At 61.1% G+C, this 20,774-nt stretch carries 20 protein-coding genes; 4 read left to right on the top strand and 16 right to left on the bottom strand.

Features of this window, described 5'->3' with window-relative positions:
• Positions 1 to 101: 101 nt before the first annotated feature.
• Positions 102 to 1,270, top strand: a protein-coding gene (locus G4D79_RS32990; RefSeq protein WP_214514849.1) for an IS3 family transposase whose coding sequence is annotated in 2 segments (ribosomal slippage) — positions 102 to 360 and positions 360 to 1,270 — 1,170 coding nt in all. Because the reading frame shifts where the segments join, the coding sequence is not laid out codon by codon here.
• Positions 1,271 to 2,109: 839 nt separating this feature from the next.
• Here the strand turns inward: G4D79_RS32990 and G4D79_RS32985 are convergent.
• Entirely contained in the window at positions 2,110 to 2,310 is a 201-nt protein-coding gene (locus G4D79_RS32985) for a hypothetical protein (RefSeq protein WP_214514912.1), read from the bottom strand.
• A gap of 109 nt (positions 2,311 to 2,419) precedes the next feature.
• Here G4D79_RS32985 and G4D79_RS32980 point away from each other — a divergent pair, with 109 nt between their 5' ends.
• Positions 2,420 to 3,094 carry a hypothetical protein gene (locus G4D79_RS32980; RefSeq protein ID WP_214514911.1) on the top strand — a complete coding sequence of 225 codons (675 nt, stop codon included), beginning with the start codon at positions 2,420 to 2,422 and terminating at the stop codon, positions 3,092 to 3,094.
• 56 nt (positions 3,095 to 3,150) lie between these two features.
• Positions 3,151 to 3,942, top strand: a complete 792-nt coding sequence (locus tag G4D79_RS35500; protein ID WP_214514910.1) for a zinc-ribbon domain-containing protein — start codon at positions 3,151 to 3,153, stop codon at positions 3,940 to 3,942.
• A gap of 6 nt (positions 3,943 to 3,948) precedes the next feature.
• Here G4D79_RS35500 and istB read toward each other — a convergent pair whose 3' ends face one another.
• Together istB and istA are read right to left on the bottom strand one after the other, a co-directional pair.
• Positions 3,949 to 4,740 carry an IS21-like element IS1415 family helper ATPase IstB gene (istB, locus tag G4D79_RS32970; RefSeq protein ID WP_003944771.1) on the bottom strand — a complete coding sequence of 264 codons (792 nt, stop codon included), beginning with the start codon at positions 4,738 to 4,740 and terminating at the stop codon, positions 3,949 to 3,951.
• Positions 4,740 to 6,281: an IS21-like element IS1415 family transposase gene (gene istA, locus G4D79_RS32965; protein ID WP_030538069.1), complete on the bottom strand. Its 1,542-nt coding sequence runs from the start codon at positions 6,279 to 6,281 to the stop codon at positions 4,740 to 4,742. The genes istB and istA overlap by 1 nt, the downstream gene beginning before the upstream one ends.
• Positions 6,282 to 6,401: 120 nt before the next feature.
• Here istA and G4D79_RS32960 point away from each other — a divergent pair, with 120 nt between their 5' ends.
• Positions 6,402 to 7,865 carry a zinc-ribbon domain-containing protein gene (locus tag G4D79_RS32960; protein WP_214514909.1) on the top strand — a complete coding sequence of 488 codons (1,464 nt, stop codon included), beginning with the start codon at positions 6,402 to 6,404 and terminating at the stop codon, positions 7,863 to 7,865.
• A 65-nt stretch (positions 7,866 to 7,930) separates the two neighbouring features.
• On the opposite strand, the gene G4D79_RS32955 is transcribed toward G4D79_RS32960, so the two are convergent.
• The 13 genes from G4D79_RS32955 to G4D79_RS32895 all read right to left on the bottom strand — a co-directional run bounded on the left by G4D79_RS32955 (position 7,931) and on the right by G4D79_RS32895 (position 20,770).
• Positions 7,931 to 8,440, bottom strand: coding sequence for a hypothetical protein (locus tag G4D79_RS32955; protein WP_214514908.1), 510 nt, complete (start codon positions 8,438 to 8,440; stop codon positions 7,931 to 7,933).
• Between the two features lie 490 nt (positions 8,441 to 8,930).
• On the bottom strand, positions 8,931 to 9,554 hold the full coding sequence (locus G4D79_RS32950) for a hypothetical protein (protein ID WP_250888147.1): 624 nt from the start codon (positions 9,552 to 9,554) through the stop codon (positions 8,931 to 8,933).
• Between the two features lie 118 nt (positions 9,555 to 9,672).
• On the bottom strand, positions 9,673 to 13,845 hold the full coding sequence (locus G4D79_RS32945) for a LysM peptidoglycan-binding domain-containing protein (RefSeq protein ID WP_214514907.1): 4,173 nt from the start codon (positions 13,843 to 13,845) through the stop codon (positions 9,673 to 9,675).
• Between the two features lie 97 nt (positions 13,846 to 13,942).
• On the bottom strand, positions 13,943 to 14,398 hold the full coding sequence (locus G4D79_RS32940; protein ID WP_030537757.1) for a pilus assembly protein TadG-related protein: 456 nt from the start codon (positions 14,396 to 14,398) through the stop codon (positions 13,943 to 13,945).
• Positions 14,395 to 14,841, bottom strand: coding sequence for a TadE/TadG family type IV pilus assembly protein (locus G4D79_RS32935; RefSeq protein ID WP_214514906.1), 447 nt, complete (start codon positions 14,839 to 14,841; stop codon positions 14,395 to 14,397). Before G4D79_RS32935 ends, G4D79_RS32940 begins: the two co-directional genes overlap by 4 nt.
• Before the next feature lie 167 nt (positions 14,842 to 15,008).
• Positions 15,009 to 15,179 (bottom strand): hypothetical protein, encoded by a 171-nt coding sequence (locus G4D79_RS32930; protein ID WP_196248308.1) that lies wholly within the window; start codon positions 15,177 to 15,179, stop codon positions 15,009 to 15,011.
• Positions 15,180 to 15,247: 68 nt separating this feature from the next.
• Positions 15,248 to 15,673: a TadE family protein gene (locus tag G4D79_RS32925; protein WP_030537754.1), complete on the bottom strand. Its 426-nt coding sequence runs from the start codon at positions 15,671 to 15,673 to the stop codon at positions 15,248 to 15,250.
• A 27-nt stretch (positions 15,674 to 15,700) separates the two neighbouring features.
• Positions 15,701 to 15,847, bottom strand: a complete 147-nt coding sequence (locus G4D79_RS32920) for a hypothetical protein (RefSeq protein WP_155277957.1) — start codon at positions 15,845 to 15,847, stop codon at positions 15,701 to 15,703.
• A 128-nt stretch (positions 15,848 to 15,975) separates the two neighbouring features.
• Positions 15,976 to 16,209 carry a hypothetical protein gene (locus G4D79_RS32915; protein ID WP_214514905.1) on the bottom strand — a complete coding sequence of 78 codons (234 nt, stop codon included), beginning with the start codon at positions 16,207 to 16,209 and terminating at the stop codon, positions 15,976 to 15,978.
• A 235-nt stretch (positions 16,210 to 16,444) separates the two neighbouring features.
• A complete protein-coding gene (locus G4D79_RS32910; protein ID WP_214514904.1) occupies positions 16,445 to 17,350 on the bottom strand; it encodes a type II secretion system F family protein in 906 nt (301 codons plus the stop codon).
• Complete coding sequence (locus tag G4D79_RS32905) at positions 17,347 to 18,234, bottom strand: type II secretion system F family protein (protein WP_214514903.1); 888 nt, start codon at positions 18,232 to 18,234, stop codon at positions 17,347 to 17,349. Before G4D79_RS32905 ends, G4D79_RS32910 begins: the two co-directional genes overlap by 4 nt.
• A gap of 2 nt (positions 18,235 to 18,236) precedes the next feature.
• Entirely contained in the window at positions 18,237 to 19,925 is a 1,689-nt protein-coding gene (locus G4D79_RS32900; protein WP_214514902.1) for a CpaF family protein, read from the bottom strand.
• Positions 19,922 to 20,770 carry a hypothetical protein gene (locus G4D79_RS32895; protein WP_214514901.1) on the bottom strand — a complete coding sequence of 283 codons (849 nt, stop codon included), beginning with the start codon at positions 20,768 to 20,770 and terminating at the stop codon, positions 19,922 to 19,924. The genes G4D79_RS32900 and G4D79_RS32895 overlap by 4 nt, the downstream gene beginning before the upstream one ends.
• Between the last annotated feature and the right edge of the window lie 4 nt (positions 20,771 to 20,774).

Genomic DNA, 20,774 nt, shown 5'->3' with positions numbered 1-20,774 from the left:
CTTTTCACTCGTTGGCGTTGCACGGCGGACCCCACAAGCCGACCTCTGGGGTGTACCAATAATCTTGGACAGTGACTCTCGTTTTGAGAGAGGATCTGTTTGTGTCCGAGACTCGCCGCCAGTTCAGTCCGCAGTTCAAGGCTGAAGCTGTGCAGATGGTTGTCAGTCTGGATCGTTCGACCGCTGATGTGGCTCGTGATCTGGGGATAAACGCCGGAACGCTGGCGAACTGGGTCAATACCTGGCGTAAGAAGAATCCCGACCCGGCGACCGCAACCGAACCCGTGGAGGCTGCCCACGTGGCAGAGATGCAAGCCGAGATCCGCCGGCTGCGGATGGAGAACGAGTTCCTGAAAAAAGCCGCGGCCTTCTTCGCGAGGACTCAACCGTAGCCGAGCGCTGCGCGTTGATCGAAGTGGAGAAGGCCACCTATGCAATCGGCTGGATGTGCATGTTGATGGGCGTGCCACGCTCGACGTTCTATGCCTGGCGCAGCCGGGTCGAAACACCGGCGACGGCGCGTCGTCGGGACCTCGCCGACCACGTCAGGCGTGCATTCATTCACTCCCGCAAGACATATGGGTGCCGGCGAATCACCGCCGCGCTCAACCGCGACGATGTCGAGGTCAGCGTCGGTACCGTCGCGGACATCATGCGTGAGCTCGGCCTGCGTGCGGTTCAGCCCCGTGCTTACAAACGCACCACCGTCGCCGGTGACGGGCCTGTGGTCAGTCCGGACCTGATCGAGCGGGACTTCACCGCGCCCGAACCCGGACAGCGCTTCGTCGGCGACATCACCTACCTGCGCACGGGGCAGGGTTGGTTGTATCTGGCGACCGTGATCGATCTGGCTACCCGGATGGTGGTCGGGTGGCAGACTGCCGACCATATGCGCACCAGTCTGGTCGTCGACGCCCTGACGATGGCGATGCGTGGCGGCTACGTCTCACCGGACGCAGTATTCCATTCCGATCGCGGAAGTCAATATACCTCAACAGGATTCGCCGAGTTCGCGAGGAAGAACGCGATCAGAACCAGTGTCGGTCGCACCGGTGTGTGCTGGGACAACGCCGCCGCGGAATCCTGGTTCGCGACTTTGAAGAACGAAATGTACTACCAGCAATCGTTCCAGACCCGGAGCCGGGCACGGTGCGCCGTCGCCGAATACATCGAGGTCTTCTACAACCGGCAACGACTTCATTCAACCCTCGGCTATCGACCACCGATCGAAGCATTCAACGAATACCGACAGGCAGCAGCAGCTGCATAACCGACGAGGACCTGTCCAAGATCCTTGACACACCTCACTCGCGGGATTGGGCGTTGGTCTGTGCGGCAACGCTGCCCACGCTAAAAACACAAAGTTATCCACAGTTGCATTGCAGACCACCACAAAACCAGATTCACTACCCCGACAACGCCAACCGACACCACACGACACGCCCGACCGCGTGCGAAACGTCCTTGCCGCCCCCACAACACCCGCATTAACTAACCCCACACCAACACACCGGAAGGCACGCAACCATGACACGACGAATCGAACACATCGTCACCCTCGACCCCGACGACCTCGAAGCCCTACACACCATCTACACCAACCAAAGGCAACGCAGACCCCATCGTCAACGCCTACCGCCAAACACTCCGCGCCACCACACCAACCTGGCTCCCCACCACCAACACCGCACTCACCCGCAACCACCTCACGGAACTCATCACCTCCATCAACACCCGCCGCAACCTCATCACCACACTCGACGACAGCGACACCAAAACAACAGCACTCACCGAACACGACGAACTACACGAAATGCTCACCACCATGCTCACCCACCTCGACCGAACCACCACCCAGCCGAAATGACCCCCCACTCCCCATCCACCTCACGCGCAATCCGCCGCAAATACTCACGCGAATAACCAGTCCGCCTCACCAAATCCGACTGCCGCACACCACTATCCAACGCAGCACGAATCGCCACACGTAAAAGCAGAACGCCGGAACCGCCAGCACTGAGCCATTCACTTGCCGGCTGCGCGAGCCAACCTGCGGATTGTTTCGCGCAATAACGGTAGCGGGATAGCCTCCATGGACCATCACCAATATCAGTGGGCGGACTTCTCGTCTGCCTCACGAGCCAACTGGCGTAGCCGCTCACGCGTATATCCAGTCCTGCGCACCAGCTCCGCCTGAATTACACCACGAGCCAATGCTTTCAGTATCTGCTCATGCAACTTCAGCCTCGTGACCTCAACTTGCTGCAAGGCATGTCTGTGCTCAGCCACAGCCGCGTCGAGTTCATCCATATCCGGGAGTATATCGCCCGAGCCAAACGACTTGTCATGCCAAATCATTTGTCATGCCCATGTACTTGGCATAGTCTCGACGTACCCAACGCCCCCGACGGAGATACAGATGACCTCACTGACCGACGTCCGCGCGATCTACCTCGGCGAAAGCGGAACCATCGAAAGCGGCCTAGCCACCATCACCTGGATGGAAACGACTCCCGACGACTGGGCCAATGTCACACGAGTCTGGGACGAAACTCGCGTACACGTCACCCACCGCCATCGAATTCCGGTCGACACCGAACTACTTCGATCGACAGAACTTGAGACTCAAATCGTCAAACATCGCCGCCAACGCGCACTCTCAAACGCACTCCACACCATCAGCAACCAGAGCATCCGCATCGGCAGCGTCTACACCCGAACTACCCCCAACAGCCACAGGACCGAGCGAGAGACACTCCACACCGCCCTCCTTCAACAAATCAACGCCAGACTGGAAGGTGACGGCGAGTTCGGAATCCTCTTCACCACAACAGAACTCCCCCCGTCGCCAAAATTGGGCCTGCACCGTATCCTCGAAACCGCCACTCCCCCAAGTACCTCCGCCGGCGCGCAAATGGCAAACATCATCGCCTGGGCCGCCCACCAACACCTCACCCACCACGATCAACCGAACTTCTGCTGGGATCTCTACCAAGACCTCCGCCACCTCGACATCTACGGCGAACCGCTCACCCTAGACACCGAATCAGACTGGGTGGATCCGAATTTGGCTATCTCCAACTGCACGAGATAGCAGCACCCTACTTCTGCCTAACGAACTTTGTCGTACCTCTACGCAAGGATCCGCACATGCGAGTTCGCGCAATTCCCGGTGAAACAGATTTAGCGACGAAATATCCGAACATTGCAGATCAGTGGCATCCCAACAGGAACTCGAACGAACCGTCTGAAGTCTCGGCCTTCTCAGCGAAGAAGGCGTGGTGGATGTGCACGAAGGGCCACGAGTGGGAAGCGACCATCTCAAACCGCACTTGTGGAGGGACAGGGTGCCCGTTCTGCAGCGGACGTCGACTGAACCCCGGCGTCAATGACCTTGCGACAGTTAACCCTGAACTCGTTGCGCAATGGGATTCCAGTCGCAATTCACTCGGGCCCGAAGAGGTCACGCGCAGCAGCCACAAGAAAGTGTGGTGGTTATGCGCGCGATCACATTCATGGGAAGCAGCTGTCTCCAGCAGATCCGGAGGGACTGGGTGCCCTGTATGCACCAACAAAGTCATTCAGGTAGGGATCAACGACCTAGCCTCTCAAGACCCCCTCCTCGCAGCCCAGTGGCACCCAACCCTCAACGACACCGCCCCCACCAAAGTAGGAACCGGTAGCAACAAGGTCGCCTGGTGGCTGTGCAAACTCGGACACGAGTGGAAGGCAACGGTCGAGCGACGCAGCAGGGGATCCAAGTGCCCCGTCTGTGGCGGATGGCAAGTGCTCGCCGGCTTCAACGACCTAGCCTCACGAAGCCCGCTGATCGCGTGTCAATGGCCACGAAGTTCTCCCCGTAGGCGGCCAGTAGTTCTCCCCGCTGGTGGCCACGGGTTCTCCCCGGTGGCGGCCAGTTGTTTTTCCCCACCCGCTTTCTGATTTGGGTTAGCTGAAGGGCTTCACCCCCTTGCCGGTGGTGGCTTCGGTGAGGCGGAAGGAGTCGCCGTCGGTGACGACGACGTGCGCATGGTGCAGGAGCCGGTCAACGGTGGCGGTGGCCAATGTTTTGGGCATGATCTCGTCGAAGCCGGAGGGGTGCAGGTTGCTCGAGACGGCAATCGCTCGGCGTTCGTAGGCAGCGTCGACGAGGCGATAGAATCCTTCGGCGGCGTCTTCAGAGACCGGGAGCAGACCGATGTCGTCGACGATGATCAGGTCGGAGCGGATGATCCTCGTCAGGGCTCGGGCGATGGAGTCGTCGGCACGGTGCCGGCGGACCAGGGCACCGAGGTCTTCGATGGTGAACCAAGACACCGCCAGCCCAGCTTCGACTGCGGCCTGCCCGAGTGCCTCGGTGAAGTGAGACTTGCCAGTTCCCGAAGGCCCACAGACGCAGAAACATTCACGCCGCCCGACCCACTCCAGGGTGCGGAGCGCGTCCTGGGTGGCGCGGGGAATCGACGATTTCGTTTCGTCCCAGTCGCCGAAGGTCTTGCCGGTAGGGAAACCCGCGCGTTTGCGGCGAGTGTGCAGGTTCGCCCGGTCCCGGCCGGCGGCTTCCTCAGCGAGGAGAACCCGCACGACTTCGGCGGGGTCCCAGCGTTGGGCTTTCGCGGTCGGGATGATATCGCTCAAGGACCTGCGGATATGGGGCAGTTTCAGGCGTTTAGTCAGGTCGATCGCCTCGGCCAACGGGTCGCCGTTAGCGCTGGTAACAGTGCGCAAAGGGGTGCTCATCAGGCGTCATCGCTTTCATCGTCAGTAGTGGCTGGGCTGGCCGGCGCTGGTGTCTGGCCGAAGGTGGACCAGGCGGCGGTGCCCGGTTGCAGAGTGTGGTTCTCGCTGCGACGGACCGGATCAGCGTGTTCGTGGGTGACTTGGTAGTCGAGGATCGAGATCAGGTCCCGATCGGCGAACCGGCCGGTCATCGCCGCCGTCCCCAACGCTCTGTCGACTGCGTCCGGGGAGTGCAGCTTCGAAAGGTCCACGGCCTCGGCCATCTTCGCCCTGATGCGGCGCGCTCCCGCGGCGGCAGCCTCGACCAGCCAGCTGTTGGCACCCTGGCCCAACTGTAGGAAGGCGAGCTCGGCGGCGGTACGAGGCTTGGGCACCCGGTCGGCGGCGTCGCGGTCTGGGCGGGGTGGGTAGTGGTCGTTGTCGAGGACCGGTGAACCGGGTTGGCCGCGGCGGTGCCGCGCGACTTCGACTGCACCGCCATCATTGTCGACGGCGGTCACGATCAGCTCCTCACCATGGAAGCGGGCCCAGACCCGAGTGTCGATCAACGTGTGCGGCACCGAATACCGCACCCCTTCCACCGAGATCGTCGACTCCCAGTTCACCCGCCGGGTAGTGCCGAACACCGCGGTGAACGGAGATTTCGGCAGCGGATGCAGCCGCTGCAACTCTTCGGCCAGCCGCTCGACCGGCCGCCGCCGAGTAGAGCTGTGGACGCGGGTGTTGACGTCGGTGCAGAACTGCCGGCAAGCCGACTCGAGCTCACCGAAAGAGTGATACTGCTCGCGCAGGTTCACCTCCTTCGGCAACAGGTCGGCTTTGGCGATCCGCACCGTCGCCTCACTTCCTCCCTTCGACTCCGGATCAGCAGGTAAACACGTCCGCAGCGTCGTGCCGTAATGCCGTGCCACCTCCACGATCTCCGGATTGCGGACCGCGATCCCGGCCACGTGATCGATCGTCGCGGTCTTCTCGTTGTCGGTGAGGACATAGACCGGAACCCCGCCCAAGCGGCGGAATGTCGCATCCAAACACGCCGCCACCGTCGGCAATGTCTTGTCCCAGATCGGGATCACCACCCGAAATCGCGACCACGCCAACCATGCGCAGAACAACGTCGTCTTCCGGCCGGAAATCGTTGGCCCGTCACCGAAGTCGTACTGTAACCACAGCCCAGGTTCGGTTACCCACGGCCGATACACTCGCCGCCGACCAGCCCGAAACTGGGCCTTCGCCTCCGCGACCGTCCGGCGCGTGGTCCGCTCACCGCCGGTGAACCCCAGCGCGACGATCCGTTCGTGGATGACATCCGCGCGGACCTTGCCCTGCGAGCGGACCACCAACTCCTCGATCTTCGGCAGAAAGTCGTCGATCGCCCGCGCTCGATGCCGCCGGCGGTCCGGCGGCTGCCCCGCAGCGCGCATCTGCACATACCGGGCCACCGTGTGGTGATCACACCCAGCCAGCTCCGCCGCCGCCCGATAACTACCCGTGAGGTCGTACGCCTCCAAAATTTCCATGATCTCCCTGCTCGATTTCATCCACCCAGCGTTGCCGGGACCGAATCTGACTCACAGCAGGTGGGGAACTATCTGGCCGTACGCGGGGAGAAACCATGGCCACAAAATGCGCCATAAATGGCCGCCAGTGGGGAGCTTACGATGGCCGTCGACATCGCGTCCCAATGGCACCCTACGAAAAACACCACAACCCCCTCACAAGTCGGCAACGGGACCCCGCAGCAAGCCTGGTGGCAGTGCAAAATCGGACACGAATGGCGCGCCGCCGTCAACAGTCGGACAAAGAAGGGCACAGGATGCCCCTTCTGCGCAGGAAAAGCCGTACTCCCTGGCTACAACGACCTCCAAACAACACGTCCCGACCTCGCACGAGAATGGCATTCCACCCGAAACCCCCTCACCCCAACCGCCTTCACATCCGGCAGCAACAAAAAGGTTTGGTGGGCCTGCAGTTCCGGCCATGAATGGCAATCAACAATTATTAATCGCAGCAGCGGCGGCTACGGATGCCCCGTCTGCACCAACCGAACAGTTCTCCCCGGATACAACGACCTCGCAACAGTGATGCCACAGCTGGCCAGCCAATGGCATCCAACCCGAAACACAGTGAAACCGACAGAAGTAACGATCGGAAGCAAAAAGAAAATCTGGTGGCAATGCAACGAAGGACACGAATGGCAAGCACCCCCGGAGTCACGATCTATCGGTCAAGACTGCCCGTACTGCTCGAATCGTCGAGCACTTCAGGGATTCAACGACCTCGCAACCACCCACCCACACCTGATCCCTGAATGGCACCCCGACAACACCCGATCACCAGAATCCGTGACCTTCGGAAGCGACCACGAAGCCCTATGGATATGCACCGCCCACCAACATCAGTGGAAAGCAGAAGTTCAGCGGCGTAGCTCGGGGAGCTCATGCCCCATCTGCTCCGGCTACAAAGTTCTTGCCGGTTTCAACGACCTCACAACAACAAGACCGGTCCTCGCAGCGGAATGGCACCCCACCCGAAATACCGCTCCCCCAACGGAATATTCAGCAGGAAGCGGAACGAAAGCGTGGTGGACATGCGACAAGAACCACGCATGGAAAGCAACAATCTCCAACCGCGCTTACGGAGGAGCTGGATGCCCCCGATGCAACGCAGGCACGTCCCGTCGCGAACGCGAGGTCTGCAAACAGATCGCCGCACTACTTAAGGTCTATGACTACGACGGGCCGCGTCGTGTGGACGGCTGTCCGATACCGATCGATTTTGTGGCAGCCGAACTGGGCATCGTCATCGAGTACGACGGCTGGTACTGGCACAAAGAAAAGTTCGACAGCGACACGAGAAAATGCCGCCTGCTCGAAGAGTTGGGGTGGACCGTTGTGCGAATCCGTGAACGCGGTTCCCGACAGGAAAGGCTTCCGCTGCTTGATGTCCCATTCATCGAGTGCGGCCCCAACGAGCCTGCTCACGTCGTCGCCGAACGGATCTACGTACTACTTAGATCTCTCGTCCCGACCGCTTTCAAGGAAATCGACGACGCGCACAGTGCGTTGTCCGACAAGCAATTCCCCTGCGGCAGTCCTTCTTCCGCACAAAAGGAAACTCCCTGAACGAACCCATCGGGTTCGTTCAGGGAGCTTTGAAGCCTTGCTCGCGGAGACTCAGTTCGAACCTGTCACTTTGTAACCAACACCTGCATTTCTCCGACCCGAACCTCAGTGGTAGCGGTCGGAGTGATCGGAATAGTTCCGCCGAAGCTCGCCGTAGGGGTAATCGCCGACCACGACACCACCCAAATCGAGCTGACCGACGGACGGAAAACCCCACCAGGCTGGCCCTGAGACGACTTGCCTAAGAAGTGATTACAGGTCGGACTCGGCAAATCCATCGCCACATCGGTATACGGAATTGAATTGACCGGGCACACCGGCGGGATAGTCGGTAACCCATCTCCGTAATTGACTGCAAGTCCTGTGTTCACCGCATTCAGGTTGACGGTGACAACTCCTGTAGTAACCGTACGGTTAATTGGCCCGGTTGTCCGCTCGGAAGGGTTGTTCACCCACAACCAGCTATTGAAACCGACCAAACCGACTTTTTCTCCGGTGCTTGTTGGCTCGGGCGTGATTCCGATGTCGATCGGCTCAACCTGCAATGCTGAGACCGCAGATGAAACAATGTTCATCACCTCCGCTAGGGATACCGGGGTGGGCGGGACATCAATTCCTGGTGCAGCAGGCGCTGGGGCACAGTTGTTTCGGAGGTTGCTGCAACTGTTGCGTTGCAGAACCGGAGGGCCGCTATTTGCGGGAGCGGCACCGCCGCCACTCGCTCCTGCACCACCACCGCCGCCCGCTCCGCCACCACCGCCCGCTCCTGCTCCACCCGCTCCGCCACCACCTGTTTGCATCCCCGGGGACGCGCCTGAAGCACCTCCCCCGGAGGGGACAGAAATGTAGCCGCCACCTGCGGTAACCGTATTGCCTCCGACGGCACCACCGCCCCACGAATCACCTGGAGCCGCGTAGGCCGATGACTGAGTTACGAGCATCATGCTCATGCAAACAGCGACACTGAACATCGCCGCTGAGGAGCGACGGAAAGCTCTTGACATGCTCAACTGAACACCTCCTAATTCGGCTGAAAGTTTGGGATTCGTGGAGTGTTTGGTGAAGTTATGGCGAGTCACAGGATGTACCTGGCTTCGTTGGTTGACTTGCAATTCGCCAGCCACTCGCGTCTGGCCATGCCGAGTTTCTGACGGTGAACTTCGCGAGCTCCGGCGCGCGGTTCGGACTTAGCGCGCTCGTTCCGTCAGGCAAAGTCGAACTCAGTGCGGAGATATCTACGCATGTCCGCATCTCCACGAAAGCCTCGCCAGCAATGGGGTTCCCATCTGCGTCCTTTGGTGCTTCCTGTTTCGTCACCGAAGTATCTAGAACTGTGATCGCACCCGAACCGACGACACCCTTCGATCGCTGTGTCGTGATGTCCGCCTTGATCCCCGACAACACCGGGTCGACCGCGACACCATCCAATTTATTGATATCAACCGCTGGATCATTTTGGATGCTTGCGAGAACTGCGTAAAACTCGTTGATCTTCGCGGTTGCGGCTTCTGTTGCCTGTTGTTCTGGTGACTTGAGCGATCCCTCCGGACCCGTGAGCACTGGCTGTTGTGTTGAGGTCGGCGCGGGATCGTAAGTGTCGCCGTCCGTTCCACAAGCAGAGACAATGGCGGCGGCTGTGACGAGTCCAAACGTCAAAGCTGCCGTCTTGCGGAAGATGTTGTGTGTCATGGTTCCCCCTTCAGGGCTTCCGGTTCGGGTGCCCTATCGGTGTTGTTCGGAGCGTATCGGCTGGATGTCACACTTTCGCATGTCCAGTTGTTGGGCTCTCTGGGTCTGTTGGTTCGCATCAGGATGCTCTCTGGGTGATTCGGTAGGGGCGTTCGCCGGTTGTGTCGTGGAAGTCGTCGAGTATTTGGAGTAGTTCAGCTGTCTGCTCGTTGGGGTCGACGTCGAGTTCTGCGAGTTTGGTGAGCAGTGTGTCGATGAGGCCTTGGGTGGCTGTGATGTCGTCGCTGCCGTGGGTTGCGATGATCGCGAGGCGCCAGAGGCCTTCGTGGTATTCGTCGACGTCGAGGCCTTTTTGTGCGAGTTCGAGTGCGGTGCGCGTGTCGCCTTCTTGTAGGTGCCGTGCTGAGAGTTCTTCGATGGCGTCGGTGAGTTCGGAGATCATGTTCTGGCGTAGTTCTTCTGCCCAGCCGTATCGTGCGGGTGCTTTTTTCGTGGTGAATGGTGCGCCTTCTACGAGGGCTACGGCTGTGGTCAGTTCGTTGTGGTCGGCGGTGGCGGGGTGTCCTTCGATGAGGTTGTTCCAGATGTCCCAGTCGGTGTGGACGGTGTCGTCGAGGCGGTATGGGGTGTTGCCGGTGTTGTCGAAGACCTTGGGGAAGGCGAGGTCTCCGGTGGCGGTTTCGCCGAGGAAGTTGCGGAGTCGGGTGAAGGCGGTGTTTCGGCGGGCGGTGCGTTTTGTGGTTTGTTCGGAGAAGCTGAGGTTTGCGTATGTCTGCTTGGGCCAGATCTTTTCGTCGACTTGGGGTCCGCGGATTCCGGGGTGTGGGTGGGTGGCGATGAGGGCTGCGAGTTCGGTGAGGTGAGGTCGTCGGCCGACATCGGATCCTTCGTTGAGTGCTGTCACGCGTGGGGTCCCGAGGACGTGGATCCAGATGTGTTCGTCGACGGAGGGTGTGTTGTCTGGTGTCGGCGCGATCGCCATCGCGATGGGTGGCGTGTTTTCTGCGGTGTCTGGTGTGTTGTTGATCGATGTTTCGTCGGCGGGGTCGAGGTAGGTGAGGGGCTCGGTGTCGGCTTCGTCGTCGTTGAATTCGGTTGTTGGGGTGTCGAAGTTCGGTTCTGTTGCGAGGATATGGACGGTCGGCGCCTGGTGGGGTAGGAGGTCGTCGACCGATGTTGCTTCTGCGATGCGGTCGTCGAAGGTTTCCGCTGTCCATGGGTCGTTCTGGGAAGCGGCGTCGGCGATGGGGTCGGCGTCCGCTGTTTCGAGGACGTCGATGATTGCGTCGAATTCTGCTTCGGAGATGCGTGCGGGTGTGAGGTCGAACGCGGGTCTGCCTGGGCGGCGCAGTGTGGCGGATCCGTCGGTTCCGGTGGTCAGTGTCCAGTCTGCTGTGGGGTCGTCTGCAGCGGTGACCGCGGCGAACGCGACTCGTGGTGCGTTGGCGAGGATGTTGTCGAAGATTTCGCGTTGTGCGGGTGTCAGTGGCTCGGACAGCAGGATGATTTCGGGATTGGTGATGGCACTGTCTGTGTATTCGATGCGCGCGTGCGCGATGTCGTCGATTCCGTTGTCCGCGAGGGCTTGTGCGTCGGTTCGTGTGTGGCGGGCGAGTCGTTCGAGGACTGCGTCGGCGGTTGGGGCGTATTCGATCAGTGCTGATCCGTCGGTGTTCGGGCGTGCGAGGGCTTCGCCTGTGCCCACGAGGGTGAGTTTGAGGTTGTCGCCGAGTGGGGAGAAGGCGAGGAACACTGCGAGTGCTCGGATGATGTCGCGGGCCTCTGCTGTGGGGGCTGCGATTCCGAGGTGGGAAAGCTGTTCGAGGTTGAGGAGGAGTCTGGATCCGCCGTCGATTTCGCCGATTTCCACCAGGGCTGGGTAGGGGCTGACGGTGGTGAGTGGGGGGTCGAGTTCGTCGTCGGCGGTGATGGTCCAGGCCGACGTCTCGGCGTCGCGTTGCCATGGGGCGGGTAGTTCGATGTCGTCTACGAGCGCGAGTTCGATGCTGCGGTCGTGAAGGAAGACTCCGAGTAGTGCGGGTAGTGGGATGGAGTTGGTGCGGCAGATGTCGGCGACGTCGCGGAGTGCTTTGTCGAGGAGGTCGAGGAGGGCGGGGTCTGCGTTGTCTCGGATCTGCTGTTCGACGAGTGCGGTCGAGGGTTGGGGCATCGGGATGCGTTCTCCGCGGCGCCGGCGGTTCTGCTGGCGTCGACGGAAGAGCCCGACGCCGGCGAGGAGGGCGATGCCGGCGAGTGCGGATAGTCCCATGACGGTTTTGCTGTCTTGGGCGTTGTCGGTTGAGGTGAGGGCTGTGGTTGCTGCGGTGTTTTCCGGCACTTGTGGGGCGGTGGTGTTGAGGGGGACGAGTGTTTCGGGGTTGTCGGTGTCTGCGGGTGCGGCCTGTTGTGCGCCGGTCTCTGGCGCTGATTCTGGTGCTACTTCTGGCGTGTGTTCTGGTGCGATTTCCGGTGTATTGAGCTGCCCGGATGGGGAAATCGGTGCTTCGGGGGCACTTGGTGCGGTGGGGGCGGAGGCGAGGGGTGAGTTCTCATGGAGGTCCGGTGCTGGTGCTGGGGCGACGTCAGGCGCTTCGCTGGGGGCGGGTACGTCAACAGGTACAGGCGGGGCAGGCTCGGGCGCCGGAGCTTCTGCCGCGGGGGCTTCTGCAGCGGGAGCGGCGGGGATCTCGATACCGAAGATCCGCGCGGCAGCTTCCTCCGCGGCACGCGCTTCGGCCTGAGCCATCTCGTCGCCGCCGGGCACCAGTTCCGGTAGCTCCGGAACATCGGGAACCACCAACGGTGACTGCTCCCCTGCCGCTTCGGGCGGTGCAGGCGAGACGGGAGCCTCCGGAGGTGCGGTGGGGGTCTCTGCGACGTCCGGAACCGACTCGGGTGCAGGCGCGGGTGCAGCTTCAGGCGCGGGTGCAGCTTCAGGCGCGGGTGCAGCTTCAGGCGCGGGTGCAGCTTCAGGCGCGGGTGCAGCTTCAGGCGCGGGTGCAGCTTCAGGCGCGGGTGCAGCTTCGGGCGCGGGAGCGGCGGGGATCTCGATACCGAAGATCCGCGCGGCAGCTTCCTCCGCGGCACGCGCTTCGGCCTGAGCCATCTCGTCGCCGCCGGGCACCAGTTCCGGTAGCTCCGGAACATCGGGAACCACCAACGGTGACTGCTCCCCTGCTGCCTCGGCCGGTGCAGACGAAGCGGGCACCTCTGGAGCCTCCGGCGCTTCTGCGGCGGGAGCCTCTGCGGCTGCGGCGGTAAGAGCCTCAGGGGCCACCTCAGGAGTTGCCGATGCTGCATCCTCAGGCGCCTGCGAAGCTGCCTCATCAGGTGCCTGTGCGATGTCCGGGATCAACTCGGGTGCAGGCTCGGGTGCGGGCTGCGGTGCGGACGATTCCTCAGCGGGGTTGGGCGATGCTGCCGGCGGAACTTCTTCTGCGCTGATGGAGGTGGGCGTCAGGAAGAGTTGTTGGCCGATCTGGATCACGTCTGTAGTCAGTGGTCCGGTGGCGCCGTGGATTTGGGGGTAGAGGGAGCCGTCACCGAGATACGTTTCAGCGAGGTCCCACAGTGTGTCGCCGGCCTTTACTGTGTAGGCGCCGTCGAGCTGCTTCTCGGGGGATGCGGGCAGTGTGAGCGTGAGGCCTGCGTCGATCCAGGCTTCGTTTGGGATTGCGTTTTGGTTCAGTGACTGGATTTCCGGATAGCGTGTTCCGTCTCCGAGGTGCCGTTCGGCGAGGCCCCAGAGTGTGTCACCCGATTCGGTGACGATGGTTGTTCCGGCAGCTGTCTGTGCTGGTGTTTTCGTCCAGGAGGGGGCGTTCTGTTGTGGGGTCTGGGTGTGGGTGTCGTTGAGGAAGGCGGGTGCGCTGATCGAGGTGGGTGAGGTGTGGTTGGGTCCGAGGACGTCGGCTGCGGGGGTTGCTGTTGCTGTGCCGGCTGTGATCAGTAGGAGTGCGCCGCTGACGAGTATCGCTGCCGAGTGTTGTTGGAGCTGGAGTCCTTTGATTCGTCTGACTTTGACGCCGCGGAGTGCTGCAGCGAGTTCGATGATGATCGAGTAGGTGAAGGTGGCCCAGGCAATCCAGCCGATGATCGTCAGTGCGGAGAGGAACAGGGTCCCGTCGTCTTGGGTGGTGAGTGCTTCTTTGACGGTGTCGAGGGTCAGGCTGGTGATGCCGGCGAGGGGGTTTCCGGCGAAGGTGTAGAGCGCGAACGGGATTCCGGCGGTGAGCGCGAGGAGTGCAATGAGGTAGAGCAGGCCTTTGAGGCGGGCTGCGGCGACGTTCACGTCGGGGTCCTCTCGCTCGTTCGGTAAGTGGTGGGAGTTGTGGTGCCTTCGCTGCTGGGGTGCGCGGGGGCGGGGTGGGGCCGGGTCCCGGGTTCGCTCATGGTGCGCCGATTGCTCCGGCGCCGGTGTTGGTGCGGTTGAGGTTCACGTGTGCTGTTCCGACGACTGTTTGTTCACCGAGTCCTATGAGGCCGAGGACTTTCGGTGTGTAGTGGGCTGTCGTGGTGATCAGGAGGGTGTTGGGGCCGGTGGGGACGACTACGCCTTTGATGTCGGTTGCGTTGAGGTACTTTTGCGCTTCGATCATGGCTGTTGCGGGGTTGACGACGACGGCTGTTCCGCGTGCGGCGAGTGGGGTGATGACGGCTTGGCCTGCGGCGCGTGCTGCTTCTTCGGCTACGAGTTGGGCTTGTTGTTTGGCGTGGAGTTTTCCGCCGCCGTCGACGACGAGGCCGAGGGCGAGGAGTAGAGCGAATGCTCCGATGACTGCCCAGAGGACGATTGATCCTTGGTCGTTTTGTTTGTTGCGGAGTTTCGCGATGAGTGTGTTCATCGGACTCGCTCTCGGTAGGTGTCGATCGGTGAGGAGCTTGTGTGGCGGATGGTGCGGACTCCGCTGATTCCGACGAGGCCGAGTGAGTCGAGGGAGACGTCGCATGTGACGGTGGTTTGGACGGTGGCTCTCACGCCGGGGCGGGTGCGGAAACCGCTGGCGTCGGTGCTGATGGAGAGGTTGACGCAGTTGAGTCCTTTTGCGGCGAGGTCAGATGTTGCTGCTTCGGTTGCGCTTGTGGTGGCCTGGGACATGGTTCGTGCGAGGGAGGCTGATCGGGATGCTTCGGCTGCGGCGTGTTCGACTTTTTGGTGTGCCATGGTGACCATGCCGCCGACGATGATGACGCCGATGAGGAGCAGGATGAAGGGCGTCAGTATGACGAGTTCGAGGGTTTCGGCGCCGCGGTCGTTGGTGTGTATTCGTTTGCGTAGGTTGGTCATTGCGTTCAGTACGGTAGGGGCCGGTAAGGGAAGAGGATGTCGGGGTCGAATCCGGTCGTTACCCCTAGGGCTAGGAGAAAGAGTGAGAGGGATGCGGCCACGAGGAGCCGGTTTCTGCGTGTTCGCATCATAGGTTTCTCCGCTCGTAGGACGCGCGTGTGTCGGGTTCATGGGATGGGGTGTCCGGTTCCGAGGATGACGGTGACTATCGCGTCTGGGCTGTAGAAGTAGAGAGCCGCGGTAATGGATCCGGTGAACAGGATCCCCCAAATTACTTCTTTGAGGGATAGGCGACTGTTCTCGTCCACGGTCTGTTCATTCCTGAGTGAGTCCGTCATTGCGGTGACCTTCCCTCCGCTGAGGTTGACAGTTTCCGACGTCCGGGCCGGTACCGGGCGGTGGCCGCTCACCAGAGGTCTCCGGGGTTGGTGATGCGTTCGACGGGTGCGCTTTGATCGATGTTGATGGTCAGGTTGAGGAAGGGGATGAGCGAGATCGGTTGTCCCACAATCTGGATTGCGGCTTCGCGTTGGTTGCGTGTCACTGTGACGGCGGGGCCACGTAGGACTGTGGCGCCGGTCTGTGCGATGAATCCGTAGGCGGCGGCTGTTCCTGCTGCTGATGTGCCGAATTGTGTTCGTGCTTGGCGGAGTCCTTCTTCGCCTGCTTTCATCGCTACGTTGCGGGCGTGGAAGTACAACGCTCCTTGGACTGCGCCGAAGAACAGTAGGAGGACGACTGGCCAGATGATGACGGTTTCCAGAACGCCACCGCGGTCGTTGCCGAGCCGAGACTTCAAGCGGGCGAGTGGTGTTGCTGTGGGTGGCCGCATGATCGCCCCTCCTTCGTTGGTGTGTGTTCAGACGATGGTTGCGAGGTAACGCTGAACTGTTGGGCCTAGCTGGATGAGAACGAAGATCGCGATGAGGCAGACTGCTGCGGACATGATCCAGAGGCGCAGGATGCTTCCGCTGTCGTTGTGCCGGTTGCGGTTGATGAGTGTCATCGTCTCGCTCCGTTCTGCATCGCTGGCTCGAATTTTTTGGTGAGGGTGGATCGTCGGAGGAGCGCGTTGTTTGTGTTCCTCTGGTTCAGGAGGGTTGCGGCGATCCACCCTTGCACCTGGTGGGGTTGCTACTGGATCTGGTTGAGGTAGCGCATGACGACGGGTCCGATGTATGCGACGACTGCGATTGCGAGAGTCACCACGCCGGCCGCGATGATGACGTATTCGAGCATTGATCCGCGGTCAGAACGTCGTCGGTTGGCTCCGCTGGCTCGATCGAGGAATCCGGTGATCATCGCGATGCCAGCGAGGGTGGTGATGGTGGTTGCGCGCTGTGCGCGGTGGGCGAAATTGGTGATCATCTGGGTTCCTCCTGTTTGTTTTTCCCTCTACTAATGAAGAGGTCCGTTTCGTGTGCCGCTGTGACCGCCTGGGTGAAAGTTTTTTTGAGTAGGCAGAAACTTGGCGTTTGCAGGTTAGCGCGGAATTGTTGGGGGGTACTGCCGAGAATGCGTGTTTGCACTGGTGGAGCGTTCGCACTCTGGTCGCTGGTGCGCCTTTGGGGCGGTAATTGAATAGTTGCCATTGGTCTCTTCCTCAGGACGATCCGAGAATGATGCTGGACATGGCTGGGATGAACAGCATGATCATGAAGACGATTCCGATGAGCGCGAGGGGTGCTTGGATTTTCTCGGTCGAGGAGCCGGCTTTGCCGAGTTCGTCGGAGAGTTGAGCGTTTCGCAGTGCGGATGCGCGGGCGCTGAGGGTGACGGCGACCGATGCTCCTTGTTCGCCGGTCAACGTCATGATGTCGGCGAGGTCGGCGAGGTCGGGCAGCTCGAGTTCGCCGGAGATTCGGGTGAGGGTGTCCCACGGCGCTTGTCCGGATCGCTGAGCTCGCATGAGTTCTTCGTCGAGGCGACGGAAGACCCAGCTGTCGCCCACTGCTGCGGCTCTTTCGAGGCTCTGCACGGCTCCGACGCCGCCTGTGCGGTTGAGTGCGACGAATTCGATGTAGGCGCCGAGGGACCGGCCGAATTCCTCACGGGCTACGGCAGCTTTCTTGCGGACTTCGATGTCTGGGGCGACGAAGCACGCTGCAGCGATGGCGAGGGAGAGGATTGCGGGAATGCCCCAGGGGATCCCGCGGCCGAGGATCGTGAGCATGAGATTGACGGCGGGGAAGAAAAGTAGCCCGAGGAGCGCAGAAAGAACCTTGTCCCCGAGAAAGTATGGAACCTCGATTTTGAGGATCGCGAGATCTGATCGAGGAATTTTGAGGATCGTGGAGTCTGCGGTGTACGGGAGTACTCGCCTTCCCACTTTTCCTCGAACGGATTCGTCGACGTTGATGTCGGCGGGTTTGTCGGTGGCGCGGTGTGCGCCGAGGTTGTCGAGCACTTCGGAGAGAGATGCTTGTGCTGGTGCGAAACGCAGGAACAGGCAGATGAGTCCGACGCAGAGAACTACCGCCAACAGGGCGGCTTGGATCTGAAATGTCATGACAGAACTCCCTCGATGAAGCTCTCGCTTTTCTCGTTCGCCGCTTTGCGGGTGGTTCCGAGGAATCGCGGGAGTTTCGGTGGTTGTACGAGCTTCTTCATCCAGAGGAGACATCCGATGAAGGCGGCTATTTCGACGACGAAGATCAGTTGTCCTGCTGGTGTTTTGTAGAAGGCCATGTAGTCGGTGAGAACGAAGAGGCCTGTGATGAAACCGATGGTGATGATGGTGACCCATCGAGCGGTGGTGCGGCTGCCTTTGCGTGCCGCTTCGACTGCTCGGCGGTTCCTGACGTCTTCGGCCACTGATCGGGAGAGTCGGTCGAGGACTGCGGTGAGTCCGGATCCACGGATGGCGGCGCTTTGGATGAGTGATCCCACGATGAGGTCGCCGGTGGCGTCGTCGAGGTCTGTTGCGAAGCTTCGGAGTGCGTCGTTGATCGGTGTGTTGGTGCGGAGCCTTTGGATCAGTCGGCTGATTTCGTCGGTGAGGGCTTCTGGCATCGCTTTGTGGGTGGCGATGATTGCTTGCTCGATGCCCGTTCCTACAGCGAGTACGCCGCTGAGGTTTCTCACCCACTCTTCCATGGCGTTGAGTCGGGCGATTTCTCCTTCGGCTGCTGGTTTGCCGAGAAGGTAAGGCAGAGCGACGAATGCGATGGGGCTGATGGGTAGTGCGATGAACCATCCGCTCACCATCCAGGTCAGCGCGCCGACGAGGGTGCCGGCGATGATGAGGAGGCGGTACTTTCGGCTGAGGTGGATGGGGGTTCGGCGGTGTTTCTGGGGGGCTGTGGGGTCTCTGCGGTCTTTCCAGCCGTGGTAGATCAGTGTGAGAGCGCCCAGAAGTAGGAGGACGAGGAGAACTGCCATCAGGGTGTACATGGTTAGTGTCCTTCCTCGAATTCCAGTGAGTGGAGCGGGATCAGGTGTTCGGGGAACCCGCCTTCGATGACTTTGCGGCGAAGTTTGGGGGGCAGGGTTCCGTATTCTCCGGTGCCGCCTGGGCGGCCTTGATAGACCGTGGATACTGCCGGCATGCCCTCCTCGCCCGGCTCGATCCAAATCACTTCACTGATGTAGCGGGTGTGGACGCGTTCACCGGCGTCGTTGACGGAGTAGGACGTATCGAGCTGGATGATCAGGTTGATGTGGGCGGCGACCTGTCGGATGGCATAGCGTTCGGTGACGCCTGCTTCGAGGGCCACGGTGACGAGGCGGTTGATCGCGCCTTTTGCGTCGTCGGCGTGGGTGGTGGAGAGAGAGCCTTTGGCCATCTGCATCGCTTTGAACATCGCGATGATCTCTTTGCCTGCTACCTCACCGACGATTACTCGTTCGAGTTGCATGCGCACGAATGCGTAGAGGATGGCGGACAGGTCGGTGCCGCCTTTGAATTCGTTTGTCGTCGAGTCTCGTTCCCCGCCGCCGTTGATGACCTCGGCCGGTACGACGAAACCTTTACGGCCGGGCATGTCGTGGAGGAACAGTTCTCGTTCGGTTTCGGCTGTGCCGATTCGAGTTTCGACCGGCAGAGCGTTCGCGAGCGCTCTGGTGAGCGTTGTCTTACCCGAGCCCATGGGTCCTGACGTGACGATGGATGCTCCGCCGATGACCATCGCGGCGAGCAGTTGGGAGAGGAGGTCGGGCATGACTTTGTATCCGACGAGGGTGTCGAGTGTGATGTTTTTGAGCCGGTGCAGGCGGATCGCGACGTGAGGTTCGGGGACGGTCCATGCCATTGCGGAGAGGCGGATGTTGCCGGGAAGGTTCAGTCGCAGATGCGGATTGTTGACTGCGAATGTGCGGCCGCCGCCGTCAGCGCGTTGGCCGAGGTTGATCAGCCAGTCGATGAGTTCTTCGTCGGAGTCGAAGATGTTGGGGCGCTTCTGGATACGCCCGTCCGGGTACATGACGAGCACGCTGGTGCCTGTGAGGAGAACGTTTTCGATGCTCGGGTCGTCGACGAGGACCTGAAGGGGGCCGAGCCCGAAGATGGTGTTGTAGACGTCCTGTGCGAGTTGTGCCTCTTCGCCTGGATCGATTGCGCCGGAGCCCCTTTCGATTCCGGCGGCTATGTGGCGTTTGACCTTGTCAGCGATGATGTCGCGGCCCTTGGCCTGCTCTTCGTCTTTGGTGTACGGAAGGAGGGTGTCGGGGGCGTCCTCGGAGGCGACGTCTGCTTTTCGCTCGGAGACGATTGACGTGAGCTCTTGTGAGGCTTCGTCGACGAGCTTGCGCACCAGACGCCGGTACGCAACAGCATTCATTGCGGAATCGATCGGCTTCGCAGTGTTCTTCGGGATGGGAGGAGCATGCCAGGGTTGCTCGGCCGAGACGGGGGCGGCATTGCCGTGACCTGCGGCGCTGAGGAGGTTGGCCGCGGCACTGTTACTACGATGCTGGGGATGGGGGCTTGACGCGCCGAGTGGGTGAGCGTCAGCGTTTTCGTGGGGCCCTGGTGCAACCGGTGGGGCCGAGTGCTGGTCGATCGTCAAGGCGTCTGCTTCGTCGACCTCGTTCAGTACCAACCAGAGTGGAACGCGTGCCGGGTCTTGTTCGTTGCGGTCTGTCATGACGACTCTCCAAGGGCTTCACGGGTTGACGGGTTGCTCGGGAGTGTTTGATTCCGGGACGGATTCACCCATTCGGGCCGATGTTCTTCGACGTAGGTCTGCATCTTCGGCCATGCACCTTCGAGATTCCGCAGGTATCGGGACTGGGTTCTCTGGAACTTGGTGAGCTGGTGACCTTCTGAGAAGATTTTCGCGTGTTTCGGGGAATCGGGGAGGGTGAAGGCGACATCGACACCGAACGACTTTGCGATCTCGGCTGCTCCGTAGTACTTGTCGTCGATCACCACGAGCCCGAGTGCAGCGGGTGACCGAATTGCTCGGAGCTGGCCGCGCAGCTGGTCGAGTACGCCCTTGAGTGAGCCGAGAGCTGTTGCGCTCGTTCGCGTGACTACCAGGATCAGGTCGGATCGCACCATCAGGTCGTGCGGTCCCGAACGATGTCCGATTCGGCCGGCGTCGACGATGATTGTCGCTCCATTCCGATCGATTGTGCGCAGGTGCGCGCCGAGTGGTCCCCACGTGGAGGTCATGGAATCTGCTTGTGATGCCGTTCTGAGTCCTGGCACGGCCCAGACATTGGTCTCTGGAATATTCAGTGTCTGGGCACCGAATGCTTGCCCGATCTGTCCATGTCGTGCGGGTTCAACCAGGTTGATCAGTGATCGGCGGCCACGAGCGAGTGCGGATTCTCGGGAGGACTTGAAATATCCGCTGTGCAAGGGCGATCCACCGACGGGATCGGCTTCGACGTAGAGGACGCCGCCGCTCTCGCAATTCAGTGCGAGCCCGAGGGCGGTTGTCGAGACGCCAGGAGCGCCGGTTGCCGACGCGAGTACTACGAACATCGGA

The organism is Rhodococcus sp. WY5, from assembly GCF_018588185.1.
GTDB lineage: Bacteria > Actinomycetota > Actinomycetes > Mycobacteriales > Mycobacteriaceae > Rhodococcus_F > Rhodococcus_F qingshengii.
The sequence above is the reverse complement of the archived record's forward strand: the minus strand, read 5'-3'. Positions and strand labels throughout refer to the sequence as shown.

Coding starts and splice junctions, on each gene's coding strand:
- G4D79_RS32910 (WP_214514904.1), bottom strand. CDS start 17,350: ATGACATTTCAGATCCAAGCCGCCCTGTTGGCGGTAGTTCTCTGCGTC.
- istB (WP_003944771.1), bottom strand. CDS start 4,740: ATGAGCACCCCTTTGCGCACTGTTACCAGCGCTAACGGCGACCCGTTG.
- G4D79_RS32925 (WP_030537754.1), bottom strand. CDS start 15,673: ATGCGGCCACCCACAGCAACACCACTCGCCCGCTTGAAGTCTCGGCTC.
- G4D79_RS32980 (WP_214514911.1), top strand. CDS start 2,420: ATGACCTCACTGACCGACGTCCGCGCGATCTACCTCGGCGAAAGCGGA.
- G4D79_RS35500 (WP_214514910.1), top strand. CDS start 3,151: ATGCGAGTTCGCGCAATTCCCGGTGAAACAGATTTAGCGACGAAATAT.
- G4D79_RS32915 (WP_214514905.1), bottom strand. CDS start 16,209: ATGATCACCAATTTCGCCCACCGCGCACAGCGCGCAACCACCATCACC.
- G4D79_RS32920 (WP_155277957.1), bottom strand. CDS start 15,847: ATGACACTCATCAACCGCAACCGGCACAACGACAGCGGAAGCATCCTG.
- G4D79_RS32985 (WP_214514912.1), bottom strand. CDS start 2,310: ATGGATGAACTCGACGCGGCTGTGGCTGAGCACAGACATGCCTTGCAG.
- G4D79_RS32895 (WP_214514901.1), bottom strand. CDS start 20,770: ATGTTCGTAGTACTCGCGTCGGCAACCGGCGCTCCTGGCGTCTCGACA.
- G4D79_RS32950 (WP_250888147.1), bottom strand. CDS start 9,554: ATGACACACAACATCTTCCGCAAGACGGCAGCTTTGACGTTTGGACTC.
- G4D79_RS32940 (WP_030537757.1), bottom strand. CDS start 14,398: ATGAACACACTCATCGCGAAACTCCGCAACAAACAAAACGACCAAGGA.
- G4D79_RS32930 (WP_196248308.1), bottom strand. CDS start 15,179: ATGACGGACTCACTCAGGAATGAACAGACCGTGGACGAGAACAGTCGC.
- G4D79_RS32900 (WP_214514902.1), bottom strand. CDS start 19,925: ATGACAGACCGCAACGAACAAGACCCGGCACGCGTTCCACTCTGGTTG.
- G4D79_RS32955 (WP_214514908.1), bottom strand. CDS start 8,440: ATGAACATTGTTTCATCTGCGGTCTCAGCATTGCAGGTTGAGCCGATC.
- G4D79_RS32960 (WP_214514909.1), top strand. CDS start 6,402: ATGGCCGTCGACATCGCGTCCCAATGGCACCCTACGAAAAACACCACA.
- G4D79_RS32935 (WP_214514906.1), bottom strand. CDS start 14,841: ATGACCAACCTACGCAAACGAATACACACCAACGACCGCGGCGCCGAA.
- istA (WP_030538069.1), bottom strand. CDS start 6,281: ATGAAATCGAGCAGGGAGATCATGGAAATTTTGGAGGCGTACGACCTC.
- G4D79_RS32905 (WP_214514903.1), bottom strand. CDS start 18,234: ATGTACACCCTGATGGCAGTTCTCCTCGTCCTCCTACTTCTGGGCGCT.